The sequence below is a fragment of the Ruegeria sp. AF5 genome, assembly GCF_056541905.1.
Map to the genome: position 1 here is coordinate 87,481 of NZ_JBQFYZ010000008.1, position 23,485 is coordinate 110,965.

The window sequence follows — 23,485 nt, forward strand, 5'->3', positions numbered from 1 at the left end:
TGTATTGAACAAATCGCTTGAAGTACTGGTCTGGATAACGACTTGTCTATCCATTGTCTTTTTCTGTTTCACAGCAATTACGATGTTGCGGCTATCTCCGCTGGGGCCGGATACAACGACCATCATTGCAGCCTTTCTGACTGTGGTGTTCGGGATTACCGCTTCGCTTGTTTTTGCTGGCATCTGTTTTCAAATCATGGATATCCGCACCTTTTCCAAACACAGCGCGATCAGTTTGAAGAGCCGGAGGTAACATAAGCTATGGAACATTCTGTACTTGGGCTTCGACCCGGCAGCGTCCTTCAGGATACCTACGAGATCAAGTCTCTGTTGGGTGAAGGTGGTATGGGTGCCACATTCCGGGGTTTGAACCGGGCCAGCGGTCACGAAGTGGCAATCAAAGTAATGACACCTAGCTTTGCCAAGAACCAAAAAGCGGTTGACCTGTTCCGGCGCGAAGCGAATTTGCTGCGAACTGTCCGTAGCGAGGCGGTGGTCCGGTTCGAAACCTCCATGCTGGATAAGGACGGGCGCTTGTTTCTGGTCATGGAATTTGTACCGGGTCATCCTCTGTCGCATTATCTGAAAAAGGGCGCGCGACTTTCGTCCGATGACGTTCTAAAATTGGGGTTGCGACTGGCGCAGGGGCTGGAGGCAATCCATAAACTGGGCATCGTTCATCGAGATGTTGCACCCGACAATGTGATGATCTCGCATGAAGACATTAATCAAGCGAAGTTCATAGATTTCGGTTTGGCATCTGACAGCATCGGAACCGACAAATCGATAATCGGCGACAGTTTTGCAGGCAAGCTGCGCTATTGTGCTCCAGAACAGTTGGGTTTGTTTGGCAATAGTGTTTCAGCCGCGACCGATGCCTATGCATTGGGTCTTGTGTTGATGCGTACGACCGGGCTCGAGTTGCCAGGTGAAGGTAAAGGTTTTGCCGCGGTTGAAGACCGAAAGGTGGACATCAAGATAACCGATCCAAAGGTTGCGCCCGGTCTGAAATCTGTTTTGGAACACCTGCTGAAAGCCAACCCCAAAGACCGTCCCAGTGACCTGCCTGGCTTGTTTCGCACAGCAATGAGCGGTGCCAAGGCAGCACCGACTTCGGCGGCTGTACCCCGTCAGCCGACTGCCGCGCCCGACCAGGGTGGGGGCAGCAAACTACCTTTGATTGCGGCGGGTATCGTCGCTCTGATCGCAATTGCTGGAGGTGCATGGTATTTTCTGTCAGGAGCTGGTGGTTCGTCAGCCAAGGTCAATGAGTCTGTCGGGATTGCGCAGGAGGCCGTTGCTGCCGATAACCCACTGACAGCCGCACGAGACCTCTTGGCTGTGGGCGGGGCACAGAATCTGGATGCCGCTTTGGGCGCGCTGATTGCGATCAGCAACGATCAGGAGTTGTCCCAACAGGATCGGGCATCAGCCAATATCCTGATTGCTGAGATGTATGATCCTAAAACGCACAGCACCGTTACATCGCCTTTCCCGCGCCCTGACCCGTCGGCAGCACGGCGTTATTATCAGCGCGCAGCTGATCTTGGGTCGGACCCGGCGCGTCAGGCTTTGGATCGATTGGCTGAGTGAGGAGGTGAAGAAGATGTTGATACGAGTTATTTCCCTAGTTGCCTTGTTGGCCTCTATGGTCGGTCCGGCTACGGCGCAATCAAGATCTCCGCTTCCAATCGAAGGCAAAGAAAGCCTGTATCAAAGGGTTCTGATCCGTGAGCGGATCGACGCGAGGCCCGAGCCAGACAGCGAAAGTTCCGCGGCGTCTCTTTCTCCATTACAGGTGTTTTTTGTCTATGCTCGTGACGGCGACTGGATGCAAATCGGAGCGAGCGATCAAGGCGACGATCTTATGTGGATTCCGGAAGGGGCGGCTATTCCCTGGAATCAGAACATTGTTGCAACGTTGGAAGGCAGTGACAATGTCGGACGCGTTTTGTTTTTTAATGATATCGACCCGATCTATGACATCATCGAAAGCGAAAACCCCGCCGGTCTTGCAAAAAACGCCAGAGATGAAGCGCTGGCAGCTGAGCAGGGCGGCGAACCGTCAGAAAGCGTGATCGCCTTAGGCCCGCGCGAAACGATTGATCAGCGTCAAAACCTTTATGTAATGCCAATCCTGGCAACGGAAGAGGCTGTGTTCGACATCGGACCGTTCGTAAATCTGCTGCAAGTGGCCGTTGCCAGTGCCAACGCCCCGAACCGCCCGGCGCCATCGGGTAGTCAGAATTCGGGCGACTTAAAAACAGCAGTGGTCTTTGTCGTGGACACTACGATATCGATGGAGCCGTATATCCGCGCTACCCGTGCAGCACTGCAAGAGGTTTATCGAGAGGCCGCAGGATCAGCGGCAGCAGACGCGATCAGTTTCGGGCTTGTTGGCTATCGCGACAGCCTCGAGGCAGCTCCGGGCCTTGGGTATGACGTTCGGACATTCGTGGATCTTCAGCAGGGCCTTAACGTTGACAACTTCCTGAGTGGCATCGATCAGATGCAAGAAGCGGAATCCAGCAGTAAGAATTTTCGCGAAGACAGCTATCGCGGTATTGAATACGCATTGGAAGGCATGGACTGGAGCGACTTTGGGGGACGGTTTATCGTACTGGTTACAGATGCAGGTCCACGCGAATTCGATGATCAGTATTCTGCCACAGGGTTGAGCGCCGAAAGTCTGAACAGGATTGTCCGTGAGCGCATAGGTGGTGCGATGGCCGTCATGCATCTGCGTACCGCGCGAGGTGCCAAAGACCACCCTTCGGCTGAAGCGGCTTATAAGCAACTGACCGCCTTTCCGAATTCTGCTCCCTTGTATTTCCCGATCGAGAACGGTGACCCAGACGTCTACAAGGAAACCGCACGCACGTTGGGTGGGATTGTGGCAAAGCATACGTCTTCTTATCGTCGCAGCGGCGGCGACGAGATTTTGGACGAAGACGCCATTGCTGACAAAGGTGACAACAGGTTTTCCGGCCTGAGTACAGCAAGCCGGACTATGCAACTGGCCTACCTTGGAAAAACAGAAGGCGCGCGAGCGCCCGACTTGTTTGAAGCTTATGTGGCGGATCGGGATTTTGATCGACCAGGATTGAAACCTTTGTCTATCAGATTGCTCATCTCGAAGGCGGATCTGAGTAACCTGGAAGAAGCGTTGCGGATCATTGTCGACCAGGCCGAGCGGAACGTCGTGAACCCTGATCAGTTCTTTGCACAGGTTCTTGGAGTTGCCGCAGACATGAGCCGCAGACCTGATCAGGTATCACGCCAATCAGACCCCAGCCTTGCCGAAGCTGTGGCGTTGGACGAATACCTGTCTGACCTGCCCTATAAGTCTCAGATCATGACTATTACTGAAGATGATTGGGTGCGCCTTCCGATTTCAGAGCAGCAAACCATCGTCAACGGGCTATATGACAAGATCGAACGGTACCGGCGGTACAACGAGTCGACCGATCAATGGGTTGATTACCTTGGGGCCGGGCCGCAGGCAGGAAACTTGCTGTACCCGATGTTGCTGGATGATCTGCCATAACCCCAAAGGTGTTGTCGCAAATCTTCTGCGCGAGCCAAGCCGTCGAAAGCGGTTTCTAGATCATTTGACCATGCGCCAAGCGGGCGATGTGTTCCATCGGGTCACGTTTCTGGTCCCCGACCAACGTATACTGCCAGGGTCCGTCCTGCCAGAAGACGACAAGATACCCGTCCTCTTGTCGAAACCGAAATGATTGAGTTTGAGTTGTGTCGCCATGCGTGGCCATCAAACTTAACCGATCACCCTCTGCATTCTCGTACATAAATAAAGCTGAGGCTTGGTCTCCTGCGGGCAAAAGGCGTCCTCCAATCAGGGAAAACCCGGTTTCCCCAAGTTGCGGCGCGATAATGGCAGAGCCCAGACGATTGGAGAGCCAGGTTTGCAAGTGGTCTTTTTCCGCAGCGGCGACTTCTACAGGGTGAAGAACCTCAACGGCGAATAAAGAATGCGCCGCCTTTGCGTGTTGCGAAAACAATGCCAGATCGTCGGTTGTTCCACTGTTCCAAGGTTGCAAATAAGATCCCAAGCCGAATCCGACTGTAAAAACCGCGACCGAAGCAACCAGCCTCAAAGAGACTGGCGAGGGTGGCGTGGCCTGTTTCTGCAGACTTCGAAGATGTGCCGCAGAAGGTACAGGGACCGCCTTGTTTATCAGATCAGATTGACGCTGCATTGCACGAACGCGCGCTGCATCGTCCGGGTGACGGGCAAGGTGACGGTCAAGGCGTTCGCTCTCTTCCGGTGACAACTCACCGTCTATGCTACGCTGAACCAGGTCTTCGATGGATGGGGTGTGCGTCATTTCACGCTCCTGATCTTCACGGCGGTCGAAGCGTCCATTTCAGATTTGATTTTAGTACGCGCGCGCGAGATCCGCGACATCAGCGTACCCTTTGGAATGGACAAAGTTGTGGCCGCTTCGTCATAGCTTAACCCACCAATCACAACAGAAAGAAGGGCTTCTCGCTGATCTTGGGGAACAGAATCCAGCGCCTTCCAGACAGCCTTGAGTTCCAACCGTTCTTCGGCCGTGCTTGTCGTAGCTGCCAGCGTCGAAATGTTGTCGAGATCGACAGTGTTGAATTTGGTCTCTCGACGCCACCTGTCCCGGTAGAGGTTCAACAATATTTTAGTGAGCCATGGTTTCAACGGCCGTCCCGGAAGCCATAGCAATCGTTTGCGAAGGGCGCGTTCAACACAATCCTGCACCAGATCATCCGCCGCATCCGGATCACGGGTCAGCGACCAGGCATAACGCCAAAGATCGGGGAGGCAGTTTTCAAGCTGGTTTTCAAATGACTGAAGCATGTACGTAAGCCGGGAGAGGAAACCTTCCCCCGGCACCAAGGTTCAGGGGCGTGCGATATGCCAAACACCTTTTACACCGTCCCCTGTCATGTCCCCAGGGTTTTCGTCTTTGAACCATAGATAAAGCGGCTTTCCTTTGTAGGCGATCTGAACGCTGCCATCCATGCGTTCGATCAGGCTGTAGCCTTTTTTCAGTTCCATGTTGGCATCACCCATCAGCGGCGGCCATTTGGTGGCACAGTCATCATAGCAATTCGAAACGCCTGTTTCGTCCTTGTCAAAGGTATAGAGAGTCATCTTGTGCGCATCCATAAGGAAGGTTTCTCCGTTGAGCTTGCCAGTTACGGCTGGCGCACCGGTGTGACCATCCGCAAATGAACCGGTTGCAGTCGCAACCAGCGCGACACCAGAAAAAGTAAGGGACTTTAGGGACATTGTATTCTCCGACTGTTTCAGGTCTGCCGAATGGCAGACAATACAACTACGAAGGCACCTGGAAAAAATTCCCCAAAGTGAAACATTTTTTCGGCGGCGTGTGGGCATTGTTTTGATGGTAAAGCCAGAGTCCACGCCTATGGGAAAGGTCACGCATATCCAGTTTGGGTACGAAAAACCTGTATCTGTTCGACAAGTGGGACAAGCGCGTTAGGGCCCGAGGGGCAGGGTGCTTCGTCACCTGTCAGTATCTGAAGTAAGGACAATTAAGTGTTGGCACGGCTATCGCAAATCTTGCAAAACGAAAGCACAGGCGAGCTGATTGCATGCGCCCGGAACAATTATCTCTCAGAAACTTCTGTCTCCGAGCTATCCAATTTGAATTGGGACGCCGCCTAGGCTTAGACCTAGAATTTTCCGGGGAAAAGTCCGCATAAAAACCTTCGAACAAGGTTGACAGAGCGGCGGCGTGAAAATCCCTGCATATCGGTTAGGTAGTTCACCCACATCCCCTCCAGCAAGGCCAGCGTTCCGCTGGTTGCGTCATCTACCAGGTTCGGGTCGCCCCTGTTTTCCGAGGCTATCTCTGTGAACGCGGACCGCAAGGTTTCGACAAGTTTGTCATCCTGAGTGCTGCTGTAACGGGCGATACCTGGATGAGAGCTTGCGATACCCCGAAACGCATGCCAGATTTTAGTACTGCGGGGATTGAGCAGTGCTTCTGACAGGTCGGCCTCAATCACTGCCATAACACGGTCTTCGGGTCTTGCGCTCGGGCCCAGATCTGTCCTTCTGTCCATCTCGGCATAATACTCGGTGCTGAAATGCTGGGCGGCTGCGGTCAGTAAATTGTCCTTACCCCCGAAATGCAAATGGATCATTCCGCGTGACAGACCGGAGCGCTCGCAGATTCGGCTGACCGAGGTATCGGTCACCCCAATATCGGCAATCGTGTCCAGAGTCGCTTCGATCAGTAGCTGTTTATTGGCTTCCGGATCCCGCTTTGAACCGCGTTTTTGTTCCTTGACGCTTTGCGCTTTATTCAATGGTACCAACCGTTTGTGAATGTCTCATAGAGGTAGCTCACAGGAATATTGACACGAAAGGCCATTCTGGCGCAACATTTAATGGACGATCGTCCATTAGTGACTCGTGAATTGCGGGAAGGGAGGTTGGGTGATCTTTCGCAGCGAAGCGTCCCGGGGATATACCCTTAGCGCGCCAGCCACGGCTTACGTGGGCTTTCTGGTCGCGGCGCCATTGGTGATCCTGATTGCCTATTCATTCTGGACCCAAACCTATGTGACGCTCGACAAGACACCGACGCTGAAGAATTACAGCGATGCGTTTGCGGATCCGCTGGTCCGACACCTGATGCTTCGGTCGATCTGGATTGCCGGAGCGGTGACCATAGTCACCGTCGCGCTGGCCTATCCCATCGCGTATTTTATCGCGATGAAGGCCCAGAAAAAGACCATCTGGTTATTACTGATCACCATACCGTTTTGGTCCAGCTATTTGCTGCGCGTATTTGCCTGGAAGCTCATTCTGGGGTTCAATGGAGTGATGAACTCTGCGCTTCTTGCGCTGGGTTTGATCAGCGAACCTCTCGACTTCCTGCTCTACAACGAATTCGCAGTCGTGCTGACGCTCGCTCATGCCTGGGCACCATTTGCGATCCTGCCGATCTATGTCTCACTGCAAAAGATCGATCCGAGCCTTCTTGAGGCTGCAACAGATCTTGGGAACAGCCCCTTTCAACGTTTTATGCGGGTGACGCTGCCGCTGACGATCCCAGGTATCATTGCTGCTTGCCTGATCATCTTCATCCCTACAGTCGGTGATTATGTGACCCCGGCTCTGGTTGGTGGTTCAGATGGGAAGATGATCGCCAATCTTATTCAGGTGCAGTTCGGGGCCGCCAACAACTGGCCACTTGGGGCTACGCTATCGTTAATCGCAATGCTGTCGGTGGGCTTTGCGGCCATCGTGTTTGTCATGTCCGCCACACGGCTGGGGAGGCGGATCAGATGAGACGTCCTACGACCCTGACAGCCTATGCGTTCGTGTATCTGCTGTTTCTGTACCTGCCGGTTTTGTTCCTGCCTTTGTTCTCTTTCAACAGCGGCACAATCGTTGCGTTCCCGATTAAGGGCTGGACACTGGACTGGTATCGGAAGCTGGGCGAGCAGGACACGTTGATCCAGGCGCTTTGGAATTCGCTTGCTGTCGGCACTGTTGTTGCCCTTCTGTCGACCGCCATGGGATTGTTCGCCGCCCGTGCCTTCGTTCGGTACCGTTTTCGGGGTCAACGCGCGGCAGAAGGTCTGGTGATGCTGCCTTTGGTGATCCCAGGTATTATCGTCGCCTCTTCAATGCTGGTCCTGTTTCTGTTTCTTGGTCTCAAGCCGTCATTGCTGACCGTCATTCTGGGCCACACGTTTCTCGCGCTGCCGTTCTCTGTCTCGATCTTGAAATCAGCCTTTGATGACTTCGACGCATCACTGGAGGAAGCATCTTACGATCTGGGCGTCGGTGTGTTCGAAACCTTCCGCCGCGTGACGCTGCCGGTCGTCGCCCCCGGTATCGTAGCCAGTGTTTTGGTCACATTCACCGTCAGTTTCGATGAGTTCGTCCTTGCCTTTTTCCTGTCCGGCAACCAGCCAACCCTGCCGGTTTACATCTGGAGCCAGATCCGTTTCCCCGCCAAGCTTCCAAATGTGTTGGCGCTGGGGTCGATCCTGCTGCTGACTTCGGTTCTGCTTCTGGTTCTGGCCGAATACTTCCGCCGCCGTTCATCCGCATCAGAGGTCCGATGACACACAGAAACATCATAGAGCTCAGGGACGTCGAAAAGCGCTACGGAACATTTGTGGCCGCGAGCGGAATAAACCTTGACCTCAGAGAGGGTGAGTTCTTTTCGCTCCTCGGTCCTTCAGGGTGTGGCAAGACCACGGTTTTACGCATGATCGCGGGCTTTCAGGAACCCACCAGGGGGAAGGTGCTGATTGACGGTCAGGATATGGAAGGAGTGCCGGCCAACAACCGACCGACGAACATGGTCTTCCAAAGCTACGCAATCTTCCCACACCTCAATGTCGGGAACAACGTAGCCTACGGGTTGCGGGGCAAAGCGCCCAAGGCCGAGATCGACCAGCGCGTCGCCGAAGCTTTGGAAATGGTCGAACTGGGTGGTCTTCAGGATCGCGGCGCAAGCGAGTTGTCGGGCGGGCAGCGTCAAAGGGTGGCGCTTGCCCGCGCGCTGATCATGCGGCCAAAGGTGTTGCTTTTGGATGAACCCTTGTCAGCGCTTGACAAGAAGCTGCGTGAACAGATGCAGTTTGAAATGCGCAATCTGCAACAGTCGCTTGGCATTACCTTTGTGATGGTCACGCATGACCAGTACGAGGCTATGACCATGTCCGACCGTATCGGCGTGATGTTCAACGGACAACTCAAACAAGTTGACACGCCAACGACGCTTTATGCCCGTCCCTGTGATCAACAAGTGGCCAGCTTCATCGGTGAGATGAACATATTGCCGGCCCGGTTACTGAGCGAAAGGGGTGACATGTTGTCAATCGATGCGGCTGCCTTCGGGCGGATGGAAATCGAGAGAAACCCCAATGTGGCGACCAGCGCCAGAAACATGAATATCGGTATTCGGCCGGAACAGCTGGAGATTGCTGTAGACCGGCCTGAAGACTACCCATCAACGGTTCAGGGTACTGTCAGCAACGTCGCCTTCTACGGTGAGAATATTCACTACCACATTCAGGTGGCTGGGGCCGAGAAACCAATCTCGGTTTCGGTTCCAAACTATTTTCATACGGTCGATTTCAAACGCGGCGACGCCGTTTGGCTGGGGCTTCAGGCGGCCAGTGTGATCGATCTTGGTACGAACTCGGAATAAAACAGAGGGAGGATAGAATGAAACTTCAGGGAATTGCGGCCTTCGCATGTGCGACGGCGTTAACGACAGGCAGTGCCAGTGCAGGTGGCGCCGATCTGACGGTTTTTGACTGGTCGGGATATGAAGATCCCGGATTCTTTGCCGGCTACATGGAAAAATACGGGGATGAAGCGCCAAGCTACTCCTATTTTGGAAGCCAGGAAGAAGCCTTTACCAAGCTGAGTTCCGGTTTTACCGCTGATCTGGCACATCCCTGTTCTGACGCGGTCAGAAAATGGGTCGCAGCCGATCTGATTCAGCCTTTGGATGAAAGCAAGCTGACCAATTGGGCGGATGTGCTGCCCGAGATCAAAGAGGTCGACGCCATCGTTCTGGACGGCCAGCTTTATATGCTGCCGTTCGAATGGGGGAACACAGGCCTTATCTATCGCACCGACAAGATCTCGGGGGATGACATCTCGCTACAATTGATGGCGGATCCGGCCTATGCAGGCAAAATCGCCATCCCGGATGCCGCATCGTCTGCTTATGCCCTGGCTGCGCTGGCCACCGGAAACGCGGATGACTACACCGACCTGAGTGATGAGCAATTCAAGGAAGCATCGGATTTCCTGCGCTCAATCCATCCGAACATGCGCTTTTACTGGTCCGACGCGGGTCAGTTTGACCAGGCCATGACCAGTGGCGAGATCGAAATGGGATGGGCCTGGAACCAGTCCGAACTGAACCTGATCTGGAACGAAGTGCCCGCCGCCATGATGCGTGATGTGGACAAAGGCATTGCGACCTGGGCGTGTGGCTATGTGCATCTGAAATCGTCCACGACACCGGTCGATCAGGTCTATGACCTTTTGAACGCGCTTACGGACCCTGCCAGTGGTCAGTACATCATCGACAACTGGGGCTATCCGCATTCCAACGCAAAAGCGTTCGAAATCGCCGATCAGGCCAATATCGATGCTTATGGTTTCTCCGATCCCAAAAGCTTTTTCGAAGGCAGCTTGTTCTTTGACGCTGTGAACCCCGAGCTTGAGGCGAAGATGCTGGCCGAATTCGAGCGGATCAAAGCCGGCTTCTAACATAACCCACTATCCGGAGCCTTAAGGCTCCGGAACTCAAATACAGGAAAACGCGTGATTATGTCGAACGCGAACCCATATGCTCTGCTTTTCGAACCGGTCCAGATCGGGCCCGTCACAGCCAGAAACCGCTTTTATCAGGTGCCGCATTGCACCGGGATGGGGCATCTCAGGCCGCGGGCGGACGCTGCCGTGCGGGGAATGAAAGCAGAAGGTGGCTGGGCCGTGGTGTCCAATCAGGAGACCGAGATTCATCCGACCTCGGACTTGTCCCCGTTCCCCGAAGGGCGATTGTGGGACGCACGCGATGTGCCTGCGCTGCGGCTGATGACAGATGCAGTGCATGCACATGGCGCGTTGGCGGCCATACAGCTGGTTCATAACGGCAACCACGCGCAAAACCTGCTGACCCGCGCTCCGGTTCTTGCACCGTCCGAGATGTCTGTGGATACGACGCAACCAAAGCACGCGCAGGCCATGGACAAGGCCGATATCCGGGAACTCCGCCGCTGGCACCGCGACGCGGCCCTGCGCGCGAAAGAGGCCGGCTTTGACATCGTTTATGTCTATGCCGGGCACAACATGACATTGGCGCAACATTTCATGCTGGCCCATATGAACCAGCGCAGCGATGAATATGGGGGGTCGCTTGAAAACCGTGTGCGGCTGACCCGTGAGTTGCTGGAAGACACCCACGATGCCATAGGCGACAGCTGTGCCGTTGCGTTCCGCTTTGCCATTGACGAGATGATGGGCGCCGACGGTATGCAGGCAGCAGAAGAAGGCCGCGCGGTTGTTGAGCTATTGGCCGATCTTCCCGACCTGTGGGACGTGAATGTCGCGGACTGGTCCAATGACAGCGCAACGACCCGTTTCCAGCCCGAAGATGGCTTTCAGAATGCGTTTCTGTCCCACGTCAAACAGATCACCCGAAAACCTGTTGTTGGCGTTGGCCGACTGACGTCCCCGGACATGATGCTGTCGATGGTCAAAAAGGGAATTGTCGACCTCATCGGTGCCGCGCGGCCATCCATTGCGGACCCTTTCATACCAAAAAAGATCGAGGAAGGCAGGATCGACGAAATCCGCGAATGCATCGGCTGCAATATCTGCGTGTCGTCGGACAATCTGGGTATTCCGATCCGCTGCACGCAAAACCCAACGATGGGCGAGGAATGGCGCCGTGGCTGGCACCCCGAGATCATCGCGCCAAAAAAAAGCGACGCAGAAGTGCTGGTCATCGGCGGCGGACCTGCGGGGTTGGAATGCACGATGCAATTGGCACGGCGCGGGTATAATGTGACACTGGCCGAGGCCTCGGCCGAACTTGGTGGACGGGTTGGCAGGGAAAGCAGACTTCCAGGCCTCGCCGCCTGGTCGCGGGTGGTTGACTATCGCCTGAACGATCTGAAACAGCGGGCCAATGTTCAGTTGTTCACGGACAGCAAGCTCGAAGCCGGACAAGTCGCCGAGCTTGGCATCGAGCATGTCTTTGTTGCAACAGGCAGCCATTGGCGCGCCGATGGAGTGGGTCGCAATACGCAACGCTGCCTGCCTAGGTTCACGCCGGATGCCAAGGTGTTGACGCCTGATGACATCATGAATGGCGTACTGCCCCCGGACGGCCCGGTGATGATCTATGATGATGATCACATCTATCTGGCGGGGGTGATTGCCGAGAAATTGGCGACTGCCGGATATCAGGTCATTTTTGCCACGCCTGAGAGTTTGGTTTCAGCCTACGCCGTTCACACATTGGAACAGTCCCGCATTCAGGCCCGCATGATCGAACTGGGGGTGGATATCCTCTGCAATCAGGTGCTTGCGGCGGTTCAGGGCGGCGCGGTGCGGATAGGCTGTGCCTTTACCGACCGCGAAACTGAAATCCCGTGCGCCTCAACGGTTCTGGTGACCGAGCGCCAGCGTGAAACCGCCCTTTTCGACAGCCTGAAGGGAGCCGGTTTGAAAACCCTTGACCTCATTGGTGATGCCGCGTCGCCGGGGCTGATCGCAGACGCAGTTTTTGCAGGTCATCGCGCCGCCCGCGATTTCGAACGCCCAAAGGCCGATGCAGACAAAGACTGGTTTCGCCGTGAGATTATTGATTTGGCAGAGGATGCAACATGAACAGCACCAATGAAGCACCCCGTTCACGTCGTCGCGGGGGCGGGGGGCGCGCAGCGCGTCTGAAGGTACAACAGACGACCACGGGTAACGAAGCCGTACGCGGGGGTCTGAGCGGCGGACGCTATAGACCGCTGACTCAGACCGATATGGAGAACATCCATCATGCAGCCTTGACCGTCCTGGAACAAACCGGAATTACCGACCATTTCCCGGAGTTGCTTGAGCTGGTGCTTCCCAAAGGTGCAGTGCTGAGTGACCTCAACCGGCTGTGCTTCCCACGCTCCCTGATGGAGGACATTCTGGCAGGTGCCGCCAAGGAGTTTTACGTCTATGCCCGAGGGGAGCGCGAAGGTAAGGACGACATGCATTGCACGGCAGAAAGCGTCTATTTTGCCAATTCCGGCACCGCCGTGACAACATTCGATTCCAAATCCAAAACCTATCGTCCGTCGGTTCTGCGTGATGTTTATGATTTCACCCGCCTGGTCGACCGTTTGGAAAACATCCACATGCTGGGCGACACGGTTCTGGCGACGGATGTGACCGATGACTTCACCCATGACATGAACACCATTTATGCCATGCTTGCGGGCAGCCAAAAACCCGCCTGCCTGACGTTCCGCGACCGCAGCCACATTCCACATGCCATTCGCATGTTTGATCTGGCTCAAGGGGGCGAGGGGGCTTTCCTGAAAAAGCCAAGCGTCATATTCGGCGGCTGCCCCATTGTTTCCCCCTTACGGATCGGCAAGGAAAATATGGAGATCCTGATTGATACCGCCAAACTTGGCCTGACTGTCGATCTGGCCGTGCCACCTCAAGCCGGGGCCACGGCACCTGCGACGCTTGCGGGAACGCTGGTTCAGACCGTGGCCGAAACACTTGCCTGCGTTGCCATCGTCAACCTGATCACGCCGGGTTGCCCCATCTGCTTTGCGGCCTGGCCCTTCATTACGGACTTGCGCAGCGGGTCTTTTACTGGCGGCAGCGGCGAACAGGCGCTGATCGGTGCCGCAGCAATTCAGATGGGCAACTTTTACGGCCTTCCTACCTCGGTGGGTGCAGGTATGACCGATGCAAAAATACCTGATGCGCAATACGGGTTGGAAAAGGCGCTGACCTTTACCCTTGCGGCGCATGCTGGTGCAAATCGCCTGTGCGAGTTTGGTGGCATGATCGGTAGCCTGATGGGATGCAGCTTTGAAAGCATGGTCATCGATGACGAAGCGGGCGGCATGATCCTGCGATCGTTGCGTGGGATAGAGGTTACTGATGAAACCATGGCGGTGGATGTGATTCACCAATGCGCCATAGATCCGGGTCATTTCCTCGGCAATCCGCACACGCTGAGCTATATGAACAGCGAATTTGTCTACCCACAGCTGATGGACCGCGAGCGTACGGACACTTGGGAGAATGAGGGGAAAACGGATCTGTTGGACCGCGCCCGCAACAAGGCGAATTCCATCCTCGACAGCCATTTTCCTAATTATTTTGGTGCTTTGGACGCTCGGGTGCGCGAAGAATTCCCTATTGTACTAAGCGCGGAAAGCATGGCCCGCCATGGATAACTCCAACGCCAAGCAATGGGACAACGACCACTTCCTGCACCCGTGGGAAGGGATGGAGGCTTTGGGTGAAAACGACCGCACCTTTATCGAAGGCGCCAGCGGCATCCATCTGATAAACGAAAAGGGTGCTCGCCTGATCGACGGTCCGGGGGGAATGTGGTGCACCCAGATTGGGTATGGGCGCACGGAAATGGCCGAAGCAATGGCCGAGCAAGCCCGGAACCTTGCCTATTTCTCACCCTTCAACAACACCAACTCGACTGCGGCACAGTTCGCCCGCGAAATCGCCAAACGTGCGCCCGGCGATCTGAATAATGTCTTCTTTACAACCGGCGGTTCCACTGCGGTTGATACAGCCATCCGGTTTGTCCATTTCCGCAACAACCTTATGGGTCGGCCAGAGAAAAAGAAAATCATTTCAAGGCAAAAAGCCTATCACGGAAGCACTTATCTGGCAGCCAGCGTCAGTGGAAAAGAACGTGACAGGCTTTGGCTCGACAAGGCCGACGACCTGGCGCATTTCCTGCCGGACGTGAACCCGCTTTACCGCGCGCCCGGTCAAAGCGATGAAAGTTTTCTGAACGAAAAAGTTGCTGATCTCGAAAACGCCATTGTGGCACTTGGCCCGGAAAACGTTGCCGCTTTTATCGCTGAACCGGTTTTGGCCTCGGGCGGTGTCATCGTGCCACCAATCGGATATCACGCACGCTGCCTGAACATCTGCAGGAAGTATGATGTCCTGTATATATCAGACGAGGTTGTCACGGCTTTCGGCCGATTGGGTCATTGGTTCGCTTCCGAGGCTGTCTTTGGCATTCAGCCCGACATAATCACCTGCGCCAAGGGGATGACATCCGGGTATGCGCCGATGGGGGCCGCGATTATCTCAGATCGGCTGATAGCGGATGTTGCGGGAAAAGATGCCACCTTTTCGAATGGCTACACCTATTCGGGCCATCCGGTCAGCGCGGCTGCCGGGTTGAAAAACATCGAGATTTTCGAGCGGGAAAAGATACTCGAACACGTTCGAAAAGTCGGCCCGGTTTTTCAGGATCAATTACAGCAGTTGCGCCAGATTGACATTGTGGCCGATGCGCGTGGGATGGGATTGATGGGGTGTGTTCAGTGCTCAGTCGATGGCGATCCCCAGAGCGAGCTTGGGCGCGACTATGAGATTGGCGGTCGTATCGATATGGAATGCCAGAAACGCGGTCTGCTTGTACGACCCGTGATCAACATGTGTGTTCTTTCACCGCCCCTCATCATTACAAAAAGCGAAATCGAGCATATGTTTGCTATTCTGCGACAAGGGTTAGAAGCGACATCCGAGTGGCTCGGCAGGATCAGTGGCCGGTGACTGTTGCAGGCTGTCGCTGCGAAAATCTGGAGATCGGATACCGTAGCGGCATTTCGAACTTAGGCTTTGCCAAATTCGTTTCCGTCAAGGAGTTGGCGTATTTGCACTGCCCGAGCGACTATGGCATCCACACGTCGGCTCCAGTGATGGAGTGTTTCGGATCATCAGTGTAGTCGTTTGCTTCTGTCGTGCTCGGCCATTACAGGACCGGCTATTTACGTCCAGAGAGATCCCAAACAAGGCCAGTAAACGAAGGACGAGTTCGTAGCGCGTCAAGACAGTGACTACCGTTTCAACTTCGGGACAGCGTAATCAAAAGGATTCCCAATGCGATCAGGCTTGCCCAGCCGATACGGTGCAGAAAACGGGATTCCTTCAAGATGATCGCCGCGAGGGTCACTGAAACCGGGATCGATGCTTGCCGTACCGCGCTGACTGTGGCGGCTTCGGCCCCAAGCTGGAATGCGGTCAGGATGAACAGGTAAGACAGATAGGACGCAATCCCGGCAAAAGCGATCCGCACCGGTGCCTGCGCCCAGCCACGCACGACCCCCAGAAACGGGGCTGACAAGTGGCGATCTTCCCAGGCTCTGATGCCAGCAAGCAGGGGTGTCACCAGAAAATAGGTGAAAAACAGGAAAGGTGCCGGATTGGTCAGCTTCATCGCTTGGGCATCGCTTAGCGAATAAGCGGCCGATCCCAGCATCGCCATACTTGCCAGCGCGAATGCTTTGTGATCATGCAGCAGCCCGCCAGGCGACTTCTGAATCATCAGGCTGCCCACCAAGACCAATGCGATCCCCAGCAGGGTGAACCACGAGTAATGCTGATCAAGGGCCAGCCAGCTGAAGGCGACAATGGCAATCGGCGACGAACGGATAATCGGATAATAAACCGACAGGTTCCCACGTCTCAGGGCCGACAATGTGCCGTAGTAGTAGAAGGTCAACCCAAGGGCTGAGATTGCGACAAAGGGCCAGGTCTCAAGTGGCAGGCTCAATTCCTGACCCATGACCAGCGTATGAACCGCCGCCAGGATCACCCAGGTCAGAGACACTCCAACATAGCACGACACCGGATGCGCAACCCCTTTCAGCGTAAGGTCGCGCAATGGGTGGGTTGCCGCCGAAACCAGAACCAATGCGATCCAATAGGCTTCCATACCTCAGGTCTGATGCAATGGGTTACGTTGCAGGAAAGTGTTGAAATGCACCGTCAGCTGATCCTCGGCGATCTGTACGACACCGTAAGCCGGAGGTTCGTCGCAGAACTCGCCATCGACACTGGCCGCATTCAACGGAATCTGATGGTTGAGACTGGGCAGGCTGGTAAATGGAATGCCACGCCAGTTCACATAGGTCATGCGGTGCACATGGCCGTAAAACACATGCCGAATGTTGCGCCCGTGTTTGAGGGCGTCAGCAAAGGCGTCCGCCTCGACCAGCCTGATCTCGTCCACAAGGGGAATGCCAAGGTCAAAGGGCGGGTGGTGCAGGAACACATAGGTTGGCTTGTCCTCGGCTTGGGTCAGTTGCTGCCTGAGCCAGTCCAGCCGGGCAGGGCAAAGCTGCCCTTCATGCACATCGCGCCCGTCTTTGGTTGAATCGAGAAACAAGAAAACACCCTCATCCGTTTCGAACCGATGCTGGACAAACCCGTTGGCATCCTTTGGATGATCGGGGAAGACCGATTGGAAAACAGTTCGGTCGTCGTGATTTCCAATCAGCAGAAAAGAGCGGAGCGGAAATGCGGCCAGTTTCGCCTTGAGCGCCCGATAGGCCTCATCCTCAGCAAATTCAGCCAAATCGCCAGAGATGACACAGAACGCCGCATCGGAATGCCACCGAAGGATATCGTCCAAACAGGCGTCCAGCCGCTGGGATGGAAAGCCGCCGTTTAGCGGGCCGGAGTCGCGGACGAGGTGTATGTCAGTGATTTGAATGAATTTCATCAGCCATTTTCCCCGAGTATTGCAAGAAACAAGGTATCGACGAAGTTTGCCGATCACACGGATTTAGTAAGAAATTCACTGGGTTCACTCGCTCATACGCGACAAGGTTTGCAGTCGAACACGACAGAGTTCGCGAATCTTCCCCCAAATGATGTGAAGCCGTAGTCCAGATAATCCGGCCGTATTGCTGTCGCGGGTACGCAAGTCTGAAACGGGCGCGGTACCGTGCCTAAACGAACATGTGGAACCTGGGCAGTCTTGCTTAGCTGAGAAAATTGAGAACCAATGTCGCGCACGCCGAGGAGGTAGATACGCTTAGGTTTGCCCTCTGTATGCCGCCGTTTCACACAGCGCAGCCAGTGTCATCACAACGCCTGGCCTGGCTGGGTTGCCGACTTGCGTCCACAGCGGCAGCCTCGCTGGCAAGTAGGCTTCCAATCTCCGCACCCAGCTGCAGCTTAGAGACCTGGCCAAAGTGATGTGCCGCAATCCTGCCTGACTGATCCAATAGAACAAGGCTGGGCGTGCCGCGCATTCCGTATGCCGCCATAGTTTCCGGCAAAGGCCCGGTGCCCTGTTTGTCGACCGCCACAGGAAACCTGATGCGGTATTCGTGAAGAAAGGCTTTCAGTGATACCGGCGTCATTGCGTCGTGATGTTCGAAAACGGTGTGCAACCCGATTACGGCGACGTGTTCGTTGGAAAAATGCTCCCGCACAGCTTGTGCCAGAGGGATGCCATGGATGACGCAGCCTGGGCATAGCATCTGGAAAGCCTCAATGACGACAACCTTACCCTGGAAATCCGAAAGCTTTAAGTTCTTGTCAGTGTTGAACCATTCACTGACCTGCAGTTCAGGTGCTTGCATATTGATCTCTCCTGTTCAGAGGTCGGCCGCCTGCCTGAGACGACCGGCTGACATCGTTACTGAAGCTTGCCCGGTAGGCTCAGGTCGCCCGAGGCAATGTCGAAAACATCCGTGACGCACAATAGCGGAGCGTGAATGTTGGCGTTTACCCGCAGAGCAGAGGTTACGCCATCATAAGCGATGCCTTCCAACTGAACGTCGTTGGAAAATCCGGCTTTGACTTGAATTTCCGGACCATCGAACAGCGGTGTGAACCCTGGGCTGTCCAGGAAGATTGGGAATCCAGGCCAGGTTGCAGGAAGCTTAGGCGTCGTCCCTTCAGGGATATCGCGCACTGCAAGGGCGCCCGGGCCGCAAGTTTCGGTCGGGGCGAGAACAACCCAGTGGCTGTGCCATTCGATACCGTCGTTGGCTGGGTCGCCATCGCCGTTTTCATCAAACAGCGGGGTGTCGTCAAAATCCGGGTGGCTGGTTGCAGCCATTGCCAAGATGCCGGCGCCGCCTTCGAAACCTACTGCAGACGTATCCAGGGATGTAGGCCACACATAGGACCAGACGTCTGACCCTCCTACTGCCCCGGTTCCTGCCGGCACCGATGCCCCGGCAGTACCATTGGTGGTCATGTGGAACGTAATGGTATTGCCGTTGCGATGCGCATGCGCTGCAAGGATGTCAAAGTCGGCCACCTTGGCTACATCAGCGGGAGAGACAACAGCCCCCTCCTGATGTACCGCGTGATCGCCTTCTGCGACGGCGGACGAAGCTCCGATCACAACTGCAGCAAGTGATTTCCAGGTGAGTGTCATTTCTTATCTCCGGTAAAGTGATATCGACTCGCTACCAAACGGAGAAACATATTGCAACTTTAATTTCGACTCGCTACTTGTTGGGCATGAGAACCGCCCACAGTATTCGTATCCTTATCAACCGTCTTGCCCGGATAGATTCCGCTGCGGGCTGGACGGGCGACCTGAACCCGACACAAAGGGCGGCGCTGGAGTACCTTTCCGAGGCAAATCAGTTTTCCCGTTCACCGTCACATGTCGCTGAGTACCTTGGGACAACCCGCGGAACGATGTCCCAGACACTGAAAGCGCTTGTGCGCAAGGGATACGCTGCCGAGCACCGGCAAAAATCTGACCAGCGGTCGATCTCGTACGAGCTGTCCAAGGCAGGCGCCTCTGTTTTGACAGAGGCCAATCCGATTGCTGACGCCATCGGCAATCTGCCCTCCAGCGTTCAGGTGTCTCTCAAGGATGGTCTGCTTCAGAGCTTGATGTTGGCATTGGCCGCGAACGGTGGTCACTCGTTCGGGAAATGCATGACCTGCGCCTATCATAAGAAAGGTCAGAAAAATGGCTTCTGCAGCTTGCTGGAAGTGAGCCTCGAGCGTGGCGAAGAAGAAAAGATATGTATTGAACACAAAGAGGCCTGAATGACCCTTCCTGAACTATCGACAGTAATAGGTGGCATTTTCCTGGGTTGTGTCACGAACCGCTGGGAGGCAAAGCCGCCCTCTGCCATTCAGAAGGATCGGGTGTCTGGCCGTCAGGTCATTTCGCTTACTGGATTTTCAGATGATGCACAGGCGGACCTGACCGTGCATGGCGGTGCAGAAAAAGCCATTCACCATTATGCGCAGGATCACTATGCGGATTGGCAGAGAGAAGGGCAGCTGCCCCCCGGCGCAGAGCCCGCAGCATTTGGTGAAAACATCTCAACAACCGGTTTGACCGAGGAAAATCTGTGCATTGGCGACATCCTGAGGCTGGGCACGGCAATCGTTCAAATCAGCCAGGGCCGTCAGCCCTGCTGGAAACTGGGACTGCACACCGGAAATGAAAGGATGCCCTACCTGTTTCAGAAAACGGGTCGCACTGGGTGGTACTACCGTGTTCTGGAAACCGGCGAGGTCGAAGCAGGAGATCGAATAACGTTGATTGAAAGGCGCAATCCGGACTGGAGCGTGCAGCACGTGACCCGCGCCCGACTGACACGACGAGTTTCCCGCAAGGATGCCGAAGCCCTCGCAAATCTGACGGACCTCGCCCCTGGCTGGCGGCAAGCCTTTGCGCGCATGGCGATGGGCGACGTAAAAGAAGATACGCGCGCGAGATTGGGGAGCATGTCGAACACATCGCCTTAAGGCCCCACTGCGAGACTTCAGCATGTTTGTTGGAAGACATGGGCAGGTCGCCAGCGCGGTGCACATCGGCACGTCAAGGGGCTATATGAATTTCTGGCGGTTGATCAGCCAGGAAGTTTCCAGTGAACGTTCCGCTTTCGCAGTTAGGATATCGGTTCCGGTTGTCGGAAGGAGGGTCCGCATGCGGCGGACCACGTCTTTTGCGCGCCATCTCAGAGATGGCAATCAAAGTTCCTTTGCCCTTCATCGGGCGGTCGCTATCTCCGAGATGAGCGCGCGGAGCCATTGGTGGCGAGGTGACGCTGCCTGGCGCATGTGCCAGATCTGCGCAATTCTATCGGGTGGCAGGTCGACGGGTGGGCTGCAATGAGCAAAGCCGGCAAAGATATTGTCCTTTAACCGCGCAGGCATAGTCGCAATAGTATTGGTCCCGCGAATAAGAGAGGCGATTGCCGAGAAACCGGGCAGCGTCACTGAGATGCGGCGATGCCTTTCCAGGTGGCTGAGCGCCAAATCGATAGCGGTAAGTTCGTGTTGCCCGGGCATCATGACCGCGTGGGGCAACGCGCAATAAGCCGCGATTGTATCAGGAGCAGTCACGTGGTCAGGGTCGAAATAGCAAAGATCATTGTCGGTCAGGATCAGTTTCTGCATCAAGTCGGCTTCGGTTCCGGTAAGCTCGGGCGCCAGCACCAGATCGACCTGCCCGTTGCGTAGTAGTTCGGCCCAGTCTTGTTGCGACTGCGCGCGCCAAATGCGCAGTTGTACCTTCGGTGCGCGGTGTCGCAACGCGTGAAATAAGGGTTTCAGCACGATTTCGGTCTCATAATCATTGGCGGCGATCACAAACTGGCCGCTGTCATCACGAGGCTCGTATTGCGCGGGTTCTGTAAATGCGTCCACTGCCTCCAGAATATGTTGCGCTTGTGCAAACAACTGGGCTGCGCGCGGCGTAGGAGAGATACCGCGCCCCATAGGGACAAACAGCTCATCTTTCACAATTCCGCGTAGCCGGTTCAATCCATGGCTGACAGTGGATTGTGTGACCTCCAGACGTCTGGCCGCCGCCGTGATCGAACCTGTGTCATAGACCGCGGCAAACATGCGTATCAAACGGACGCCGAGTTCCTTGTTATCGTTTTTCTTCATGAGTTGTATGGTTATTCTTTCTGTTATTTTCATCAATGAAAATCTCTATCTGGTCGCCACATGCAACCGAAAAGGTAAACCCATGCCGTTTAGAAGATCCGTCCTCTTTGCTGCAACCGCTGTGGTTATGGCGCTTTCCACTCCGCTCCATGCTGATAAGCTAAGCATTGACGCACAAACCCAGGCCTCGATCAAACTGGCCGAAGGGTTCTATCAGGATGTTTTGGTTTACCGGAACCTCAACAATTTCGGGAAGTACATCGGCGATACCTATGTTCAGCATGCCACCGCATATGGCGACGGGCCGGTTGAGTTGATCAAGGCCGTTGCCAGTGAACTGACTGCCGATCCTGATGTGCAGGTGGATCTCTACCGTGTGCTTGCCGAGGGTTCCTATGTTGCAATCCATTCTGTCTGGACCGGCAGTAACGGGGACCAGTACGTCTATGTTGATGTCTGGCGCGCCGAGGACGGAAAACTGGTCGAACACTGGGACCACTACCAGCAGGTCCCCGAAAGCGCGGCGAATGAAAACACCATGTTTCAGGGACCAAACGCAGATGTTTATTCCGATCAGAATATCGAGCAGAACCGTGAACGTGCTATCGCCGTTCTGAAAAGCTTTGAAAACCCAAGTGATCTATCAGCGGTCGAAGCGTATATCTCCTCCGAGAACTATATACAGCACAACCCGAGCGTGCCGGATGGGCGCGATGCTCTGGCAGAATACTTGACCGGACTAGCTGCTGATAACGTGCGCCTAAAAACAGAAATTGCCAAGACTATTGCGATGGGCGACATGGTGCTGGTTCATTCGAAGCAGACCAACCTCGACATTGAGGGCGATCTGGGCATCGGATTTTTCGATATCTTCCGCTTTGATGACAATGGTTTCATCGTAGAGCATTGGGACATCGAAGAAGCGCAGACCGGAGAATCTGCAAACACCAACGGCGTGTTCGAGTATTGAGGATCAGGAGAAACCCCATGACCATCAAACCCGGCAATGTGCACAGGCGAGGATTTCTAAACAGGATGGCCGGAGGTTTGACTGCCGCCGCCGGTACAGCGATGATCGCTGATATGCTGGCAACGCGGGCCTACGCCAGCGCGGTTGATGGGAAGGGGGTTTCGAAACTCAGAAAAGGAGCCTATGGCATGAGAAGCAGCGAAGCCCCCGTGTCAATCGGCCGTGTGGCACTGATTGTGAACAATCTGGACACTGTTGGGACCTTTTACCAACAAGTGCTTGGCCTTGAGGAATTGGCGCGGGATGGCGAAACCCTGAAACTGGGCGCAGGAAACAACGTTCTGCTCGAGTTGCGCCAAGACCGTGCTGCGCGGCGCTATCCGCATGCGGCGGGTCTTTTCCATACAGCTTTTCTGATGCCGGACCACGATTACCTGGGACGCTGGCTGATCTATGCTGCACAAAACCGCATCTCTTTGACCGGGGCGGCGGATCACGACGTCAGCGAGGCGCTGTATCTAAACGATCCAGAAGGCAATGGGATCGAAATCTACGCCGACCGGCCTGTTGAAACATGGCAGATGGATGGAGAGTATATCCGCATGGGCTCGCATCATCTGGACCTGGAGGCCATTGCAGGTGCGGCCCGTCAAGACTGGTCCGGGGCTCCGGAAAATATGGTGGTCGGACATGTCCACCTACAGGTCGGGGATATCAATGCGGTCGACGAATTCATGACACGACATCTAGCGCAGGATCGCATGCTGCACGAAGGTTCAGCAGGGTTCTACAGTTCGGGTGGGTACCACCATCACTTTGCAGGCAACGTCTGGAACAGCAATGGTGCAAAAGCTCGTCCAACTGACAGCAGCGGCTTGGATGAGATCGTGCTGTTGACGGATGGGACTGTATTGCAACCGCAAGAGCTGACAGACCCTTGGGGAACGCGGTTCACTGTCGAAAGGAAGTGAACCTGCATGATTGGCCAAGAACAAAGGCGTATCTTGCAGGCCGGACAGCGGTAAACTCCTGCGGCGTGGCCGGAAGGTGGAAGCCGGGCGCGG

The 23,485-nt window shown here is 55.2% G+C and carries 23 protein-coding genes; 14 read left to right on the plus strand and 9 right to left on the minus strand.

What is annotated here, in order from left to right; all coding sequences use genetic code 11:
• Nucleotides 1-4 precede the first annotated feature (4 nt).
• Genes ACR0DS_RS13050 through ACR0DS_RS13060 form a run of 3 tightly spaced genes read left to right on the plus strand, consistent with a single transcriptional unit; the run spans nucleotide 5 to nucleotide 3,547 of the window.
• Nucleotides 5-253, plus strand: coding sequence for a hypothetical protein (locus tag ACR0DS_RS13050; RefSeq protein ID WP_480616760.1), 249 nt, complete (start codon nucleotides 5-7; stop codon nucleotides 251-253).
• A gap of 8 nt (nucleotides 254-261) precedes the next feature.
• Complete coding sequence (locus ACR0DS_RS13055) at nucleotides 262-1,593, plus strand: serine/threonine-protein kinase (RefSeq protein ID WP_480483528.1); 1,332 nt, start codon at nucleotides 262-264, stop codon at nucleotides 1,591-1,593.
• A gap of 13 nt (nucleotides 1,594-1,606) precedes the next feature.
• Nucleotides 1,607-3,547 (plus strand): vWA domain-containing protein, encoded by a 1,941-nt coding sequence (locus tag ACR0DS_RS13060; RefSeq protein WP_480483526.1) that lies wholly within the window; start codon nucleotides 1,607-1,609, stop codon nucleotides 3,545-3,547.
• A 55-nt stretch (nucleotides 3,548-3,602) separates the two neighbouring features.
• Here the strand turns inward: ACR0DS_RS13060 and ACR0DS_RS13065 are convergent, their stop codons facing one another.
• The 4 genes from ACR0DS_RS13065 to ACR0DS_RS13080 all read right to left on the minus strand — a co-directional run bounded on the left by ACR0DS_RS13065 (nucleotide 3,603) and on the right by ACR0DS_RS13080 (nucleotide 6,336).
• Nucleotides 3,603-4,349: an anti-sigma factor family protein gene (locus ACR0DS_RS13065; RefSeq protein ID WP_480559018.1), complete on the minus strand. Its 747-nt coding sequence runs from the start codon at nucleotides 4,347-4,349 to the stop codon at nucleotides 3,603-3,605.
• The gene (locus ACR0DS_RS13070; RefSeq protein WP_480556465.1) at nucleotides 4,346-4,891 is read right to left on the minus strand and encodes an RNA polymerase sigma factor; all 546 of its coding nucleotides are present in this window, start codon (nucleotides 4,889-4,891) and stop codon (nucleotides 4,346-4,348) included. The genes ACR0DS_RS13065 and ACR0DS_RS13070 overlap by 4 nt, the downstream gene beginning before the upstream one ends.
• 6 nt (nucleotides 4,892-4,897) lie before the next feature.
• The gene (locus ACR0DS_RS13075) at nucleotides 4,898-5,290 is read right to left on the minus strand and encodes a COG4315 family predicted lipoprotein (RefSeq protein ID WP_480483519.1); all 393 of its coding nucleotides are present in this window, start codon (nucleotides 5,288-5,290) and stop codon (nucleotides 4,898-4,900) included.
• Between the two features lie 407 nt (nucleotides 5,291-5,697).
• Nucleotides 5,698-6,336, minus strand: a complete 639-nt coding sequence (locus ACR0DS_RS13080; RefSeq protein ID WP_480559020.1) for a TetR family transcriptional regulator C-terminal domain-containing protein — start codon at nucleotides 6,334-6,336, stop codon at nucleotides 5,698-5,700.
• Nucleotides 6,337-6,466: 130 nt separating this feature from the next.
• Here ACR0DS_RS13080 and ACR0DS_RS13085 point away from each other — a divergent pair, with 130 nt between their 5' ends.
• The 7 genes from ACR0DS_RS13085 to ACR0DS_RS13115 are packed head-to-tail and all read left to right on the plus strand — an operon-like array spanning nucleotide 6,467 to nucleotide 15,337.
• The gene (locus ACR0DS_RS13085) at nucleotides 6,467-7,324 is read left to right on the plus strand and encodes an ABC transporter permease (protein WP_480483515.1); all 858 of its coding nucleotides are present in this window, start codon (nucleotides 6,467-6,469) and stop codon (nucleotides 7,322-7,324) included.
• Nucleotides 7,321-8,109, plus strand: coding sequence for an ABC transporter permease (locus ACR0DS_RS13090; RefSeq protein WP_480483513.1), 789 nt, complete (start codon nucleotides 7,321-7,323; stop codon nucleotides 8,107-8,109). Before ACR0DS_RS13085 ends, ACR0DS_RS13090 begins: the two co-directional genes overlap by 4 nt.
• A complete protein-coding gene (locus ACR0DS_RS13095) occupies nucleotides 8,106-9,203 on the plus strand; it encodes an ABC transporter ATP-binding protein (RefSeq protein ID WP_480559022.1) in 1,098 nt (365 codons plus the stop codon). Before ACR0DS_RS13090 ends, ACR0DS_RS13095 begins: the two co-directional genes overlap by 4 nt.
• A 17-nt stretch (nucleotides 9,204-9,220) precedes the next feature.
• Entirely contained in the window at nucleotides 9,221-10,282 is a 1,062-nt protein-coding gene (locus ACR0DS_RS13100) for an ABC transporter substrate-binding protein (RefSeq protein ID WP_480559024.1), read from the plus strand.
• A gap of 60 nt (nucleotides 10,283-10,342) precedes the next feature.
• Nucleotides 10,343-12,409 carry an FAD-dependent oxidoreductase gene (locus ACR0DS_RS13105; protein WP_480559027.1) on the plus strand — a complete coding sequence of 689 codons (2,067 nt, stop codon included), beginning with the start codon at nucleotides 10,343-10,345 and terminating at the stop codon, nucleotides 12,407-12,409.
• The gene (locus ACR0DS_RS13110) at nucleotides 12,406-13,980 is read left to right on the plus strand and encodes a trimethylamine methyltransferase family protein (RefSeq protein ID WP_480483505.1); all 1,575 of its coding nucleotides are present in this window, start codon (nucleotides 12,406-12,408) and stop codon (nucleotides 13,978-13,980) included. The genes ACR0DS_RS13105 and ACR0DS_RS13110 overlap by 4 nt, the downstream gene beginning before the upstream one ends.
• Complete coding sequence (locus ACR0DS_RS13115; protein WP_480559029.1) at nucleotides 13,973-15,337, plus strand: aminotransferase; 1,365 nt, start codon at nucleotides 13,973-13,975, stop codon at nucleotides 15,335-15,337. Before ACR0DS_RS13110 ends, ACR0DS_RS13115 begins: the two co-directional genes overlap by 8 nt.
• A 292-nt stretch (nucleotides 15,338-15,629) precedes the next feature.
• Here ACR0DS_RS13115 and ACR0DS_RS13120 read toward each other — a convergent pair whose 3' ends face one another.
• The 4 genes from ACR0DS_RS13120 to ACR0DS_RS13135 all read right to left on the minus strand — a co-directional run bounded on the left by ACR0DS_RS13120 (nucleotide 15,630) and on the right by ACR0DS_RS13135 (nucleotide 18,962).
• The gene (locus ACR0DS_RS13120) at nucleotides 15,630-16,499 is read right to left on the minus strand and encodes an EamA family transporter (protein WP_480559031.1); all 870 of its coding nucleotides are present in this window, start codon (nucleotides 16,497-16,499) and stop codon (nucleotides 15,630-15,632) included.
• 3 nt (nucleotides 16,500-16,502) lie between these two features.
• On the minus strand, nucleotides 16,503-17,288 hold the full coding sequence (locus ACR0DS_RS13125) for a phosphodiesterase (RefSeq protein WP_480559032.1): 786 nt from the start codon (nucleotides 17,286-17,288) through the stop codon (nucleotides 16,503-16,505).
• A gap of 343 nt (nucleotides 17,289-17,631) precedes the next feature.
• Nucleotides 17,632-18,156, minus strand: a complete 525-nt coding sequence (locus tag ACR0DS_RS13130; RefSeq protein ID WP_480559034.1) for a redoxin domain-containing protein — start codon at nucleotides 18,154-18,156, stop codon at nucleotides 17,632-17,634.
• A gap of 56 nt (nucleotides 18,157-18,212) precedes the next feature.
• Nucleotides 18,213-18,962: a hypothetical protein gene (locus tag ACR0DS_RS13135; RefSeq protein WP_480559036.1), complete on the minus strand. Its 750-nt coding sequence runs from the start codon at nucleotides 18,960-18,962 to the stop codon at nucleotides 18,213-18,215.
• A gap of 86 nt (nucleotides 18,963-19,048) precedes the next feature.
• Here ACR0DS_RS13135 and ACR0DS_RS13140 point away from each other — a divergent pair, with 86 nt between their 5' ends.
• Together ACR0DS_RS13140 and ACR0DS_RS13145 are read left to right on the plus strand one after the other, a co-directional pair.
• Nucleotides 19,049-19,591, plus strand: a complete 543-nt coding sequence (locus ACR0DS_RS13140; RefSeq protein WP_480514547.1) for a MarR family winged helix-turn-helix transcriptional regulator — start codon at nucleotides 19,049-19,051, stop codon at nucleotides 19,589-19,591.
• Nucleotides 19,592-20,302: an MOSC domain-containing protein gene (locus tag ACR0DS_RS13145; RefSeq protein WP_480483491.1), complete on the plus strand. Its 711-nt coding sequence runs from the start codon at nucleotides 19,592-19,594 to the stop codon at nucleotides 20,300-20,302.
• 243 nt (nucleotides 20,303-20,545) lie between these two features.
• Here the strand turns inward: ACR0DS_RS13145 and ACR0DS_RS13150 are convergent, their stop codons facing one another.
• Complete coding sequence (locus ACR0DS_RS13150) at nucleotides 20,546-21,406, minus strand: LysR family transcriptional regulator (RefSeq protein WP_480616762.1); 861 nt, start codon at nucleotides 21,404-21,406, stop codon at nucleotides 20,546-20,548.
• Here ACR0DS_RS13150 and ACR0DS_RS13155 point away from each other — a divergent pair.
• Both ACR0DS_RS13155 and ACR0DS_RS13160 read left to right on the plus strand, forming a co-directional pair.
• On the plus strand, nucleotides 21,405-22,421 hold the full coding sequence (locus ACR0DS_RS13155) for a nuclear transport factor 2 family protein (protein ID WP_480559038.1): 1,017 nt from the start codon (nucleotides 21,405-21,407) through the stop codon (nucleotides 22,419-22,421). The genes ACR0DS_RS13150 and ACR0DS_RS13155 overlap by 2 nt on opposite strands.
• Nucleotides 22,422-22,438: 17 nt before the next feature.
• Nucleotides 22,439-23,392 carry a VOC family protein gene (locus ACR0DS_RS13160; RefSeq protein ID WP_480559040.1) on the plus strand — a complete coding sequence of 318 codons (954 nt, stop codon included), beginning with the start codon at nucleotides 22,439-22,441 and terminating at the stop codon, nucleotides 23,390-23,392.
• Nucleotides 23,393-23,485: the final 93 nt, after the last annotated feature.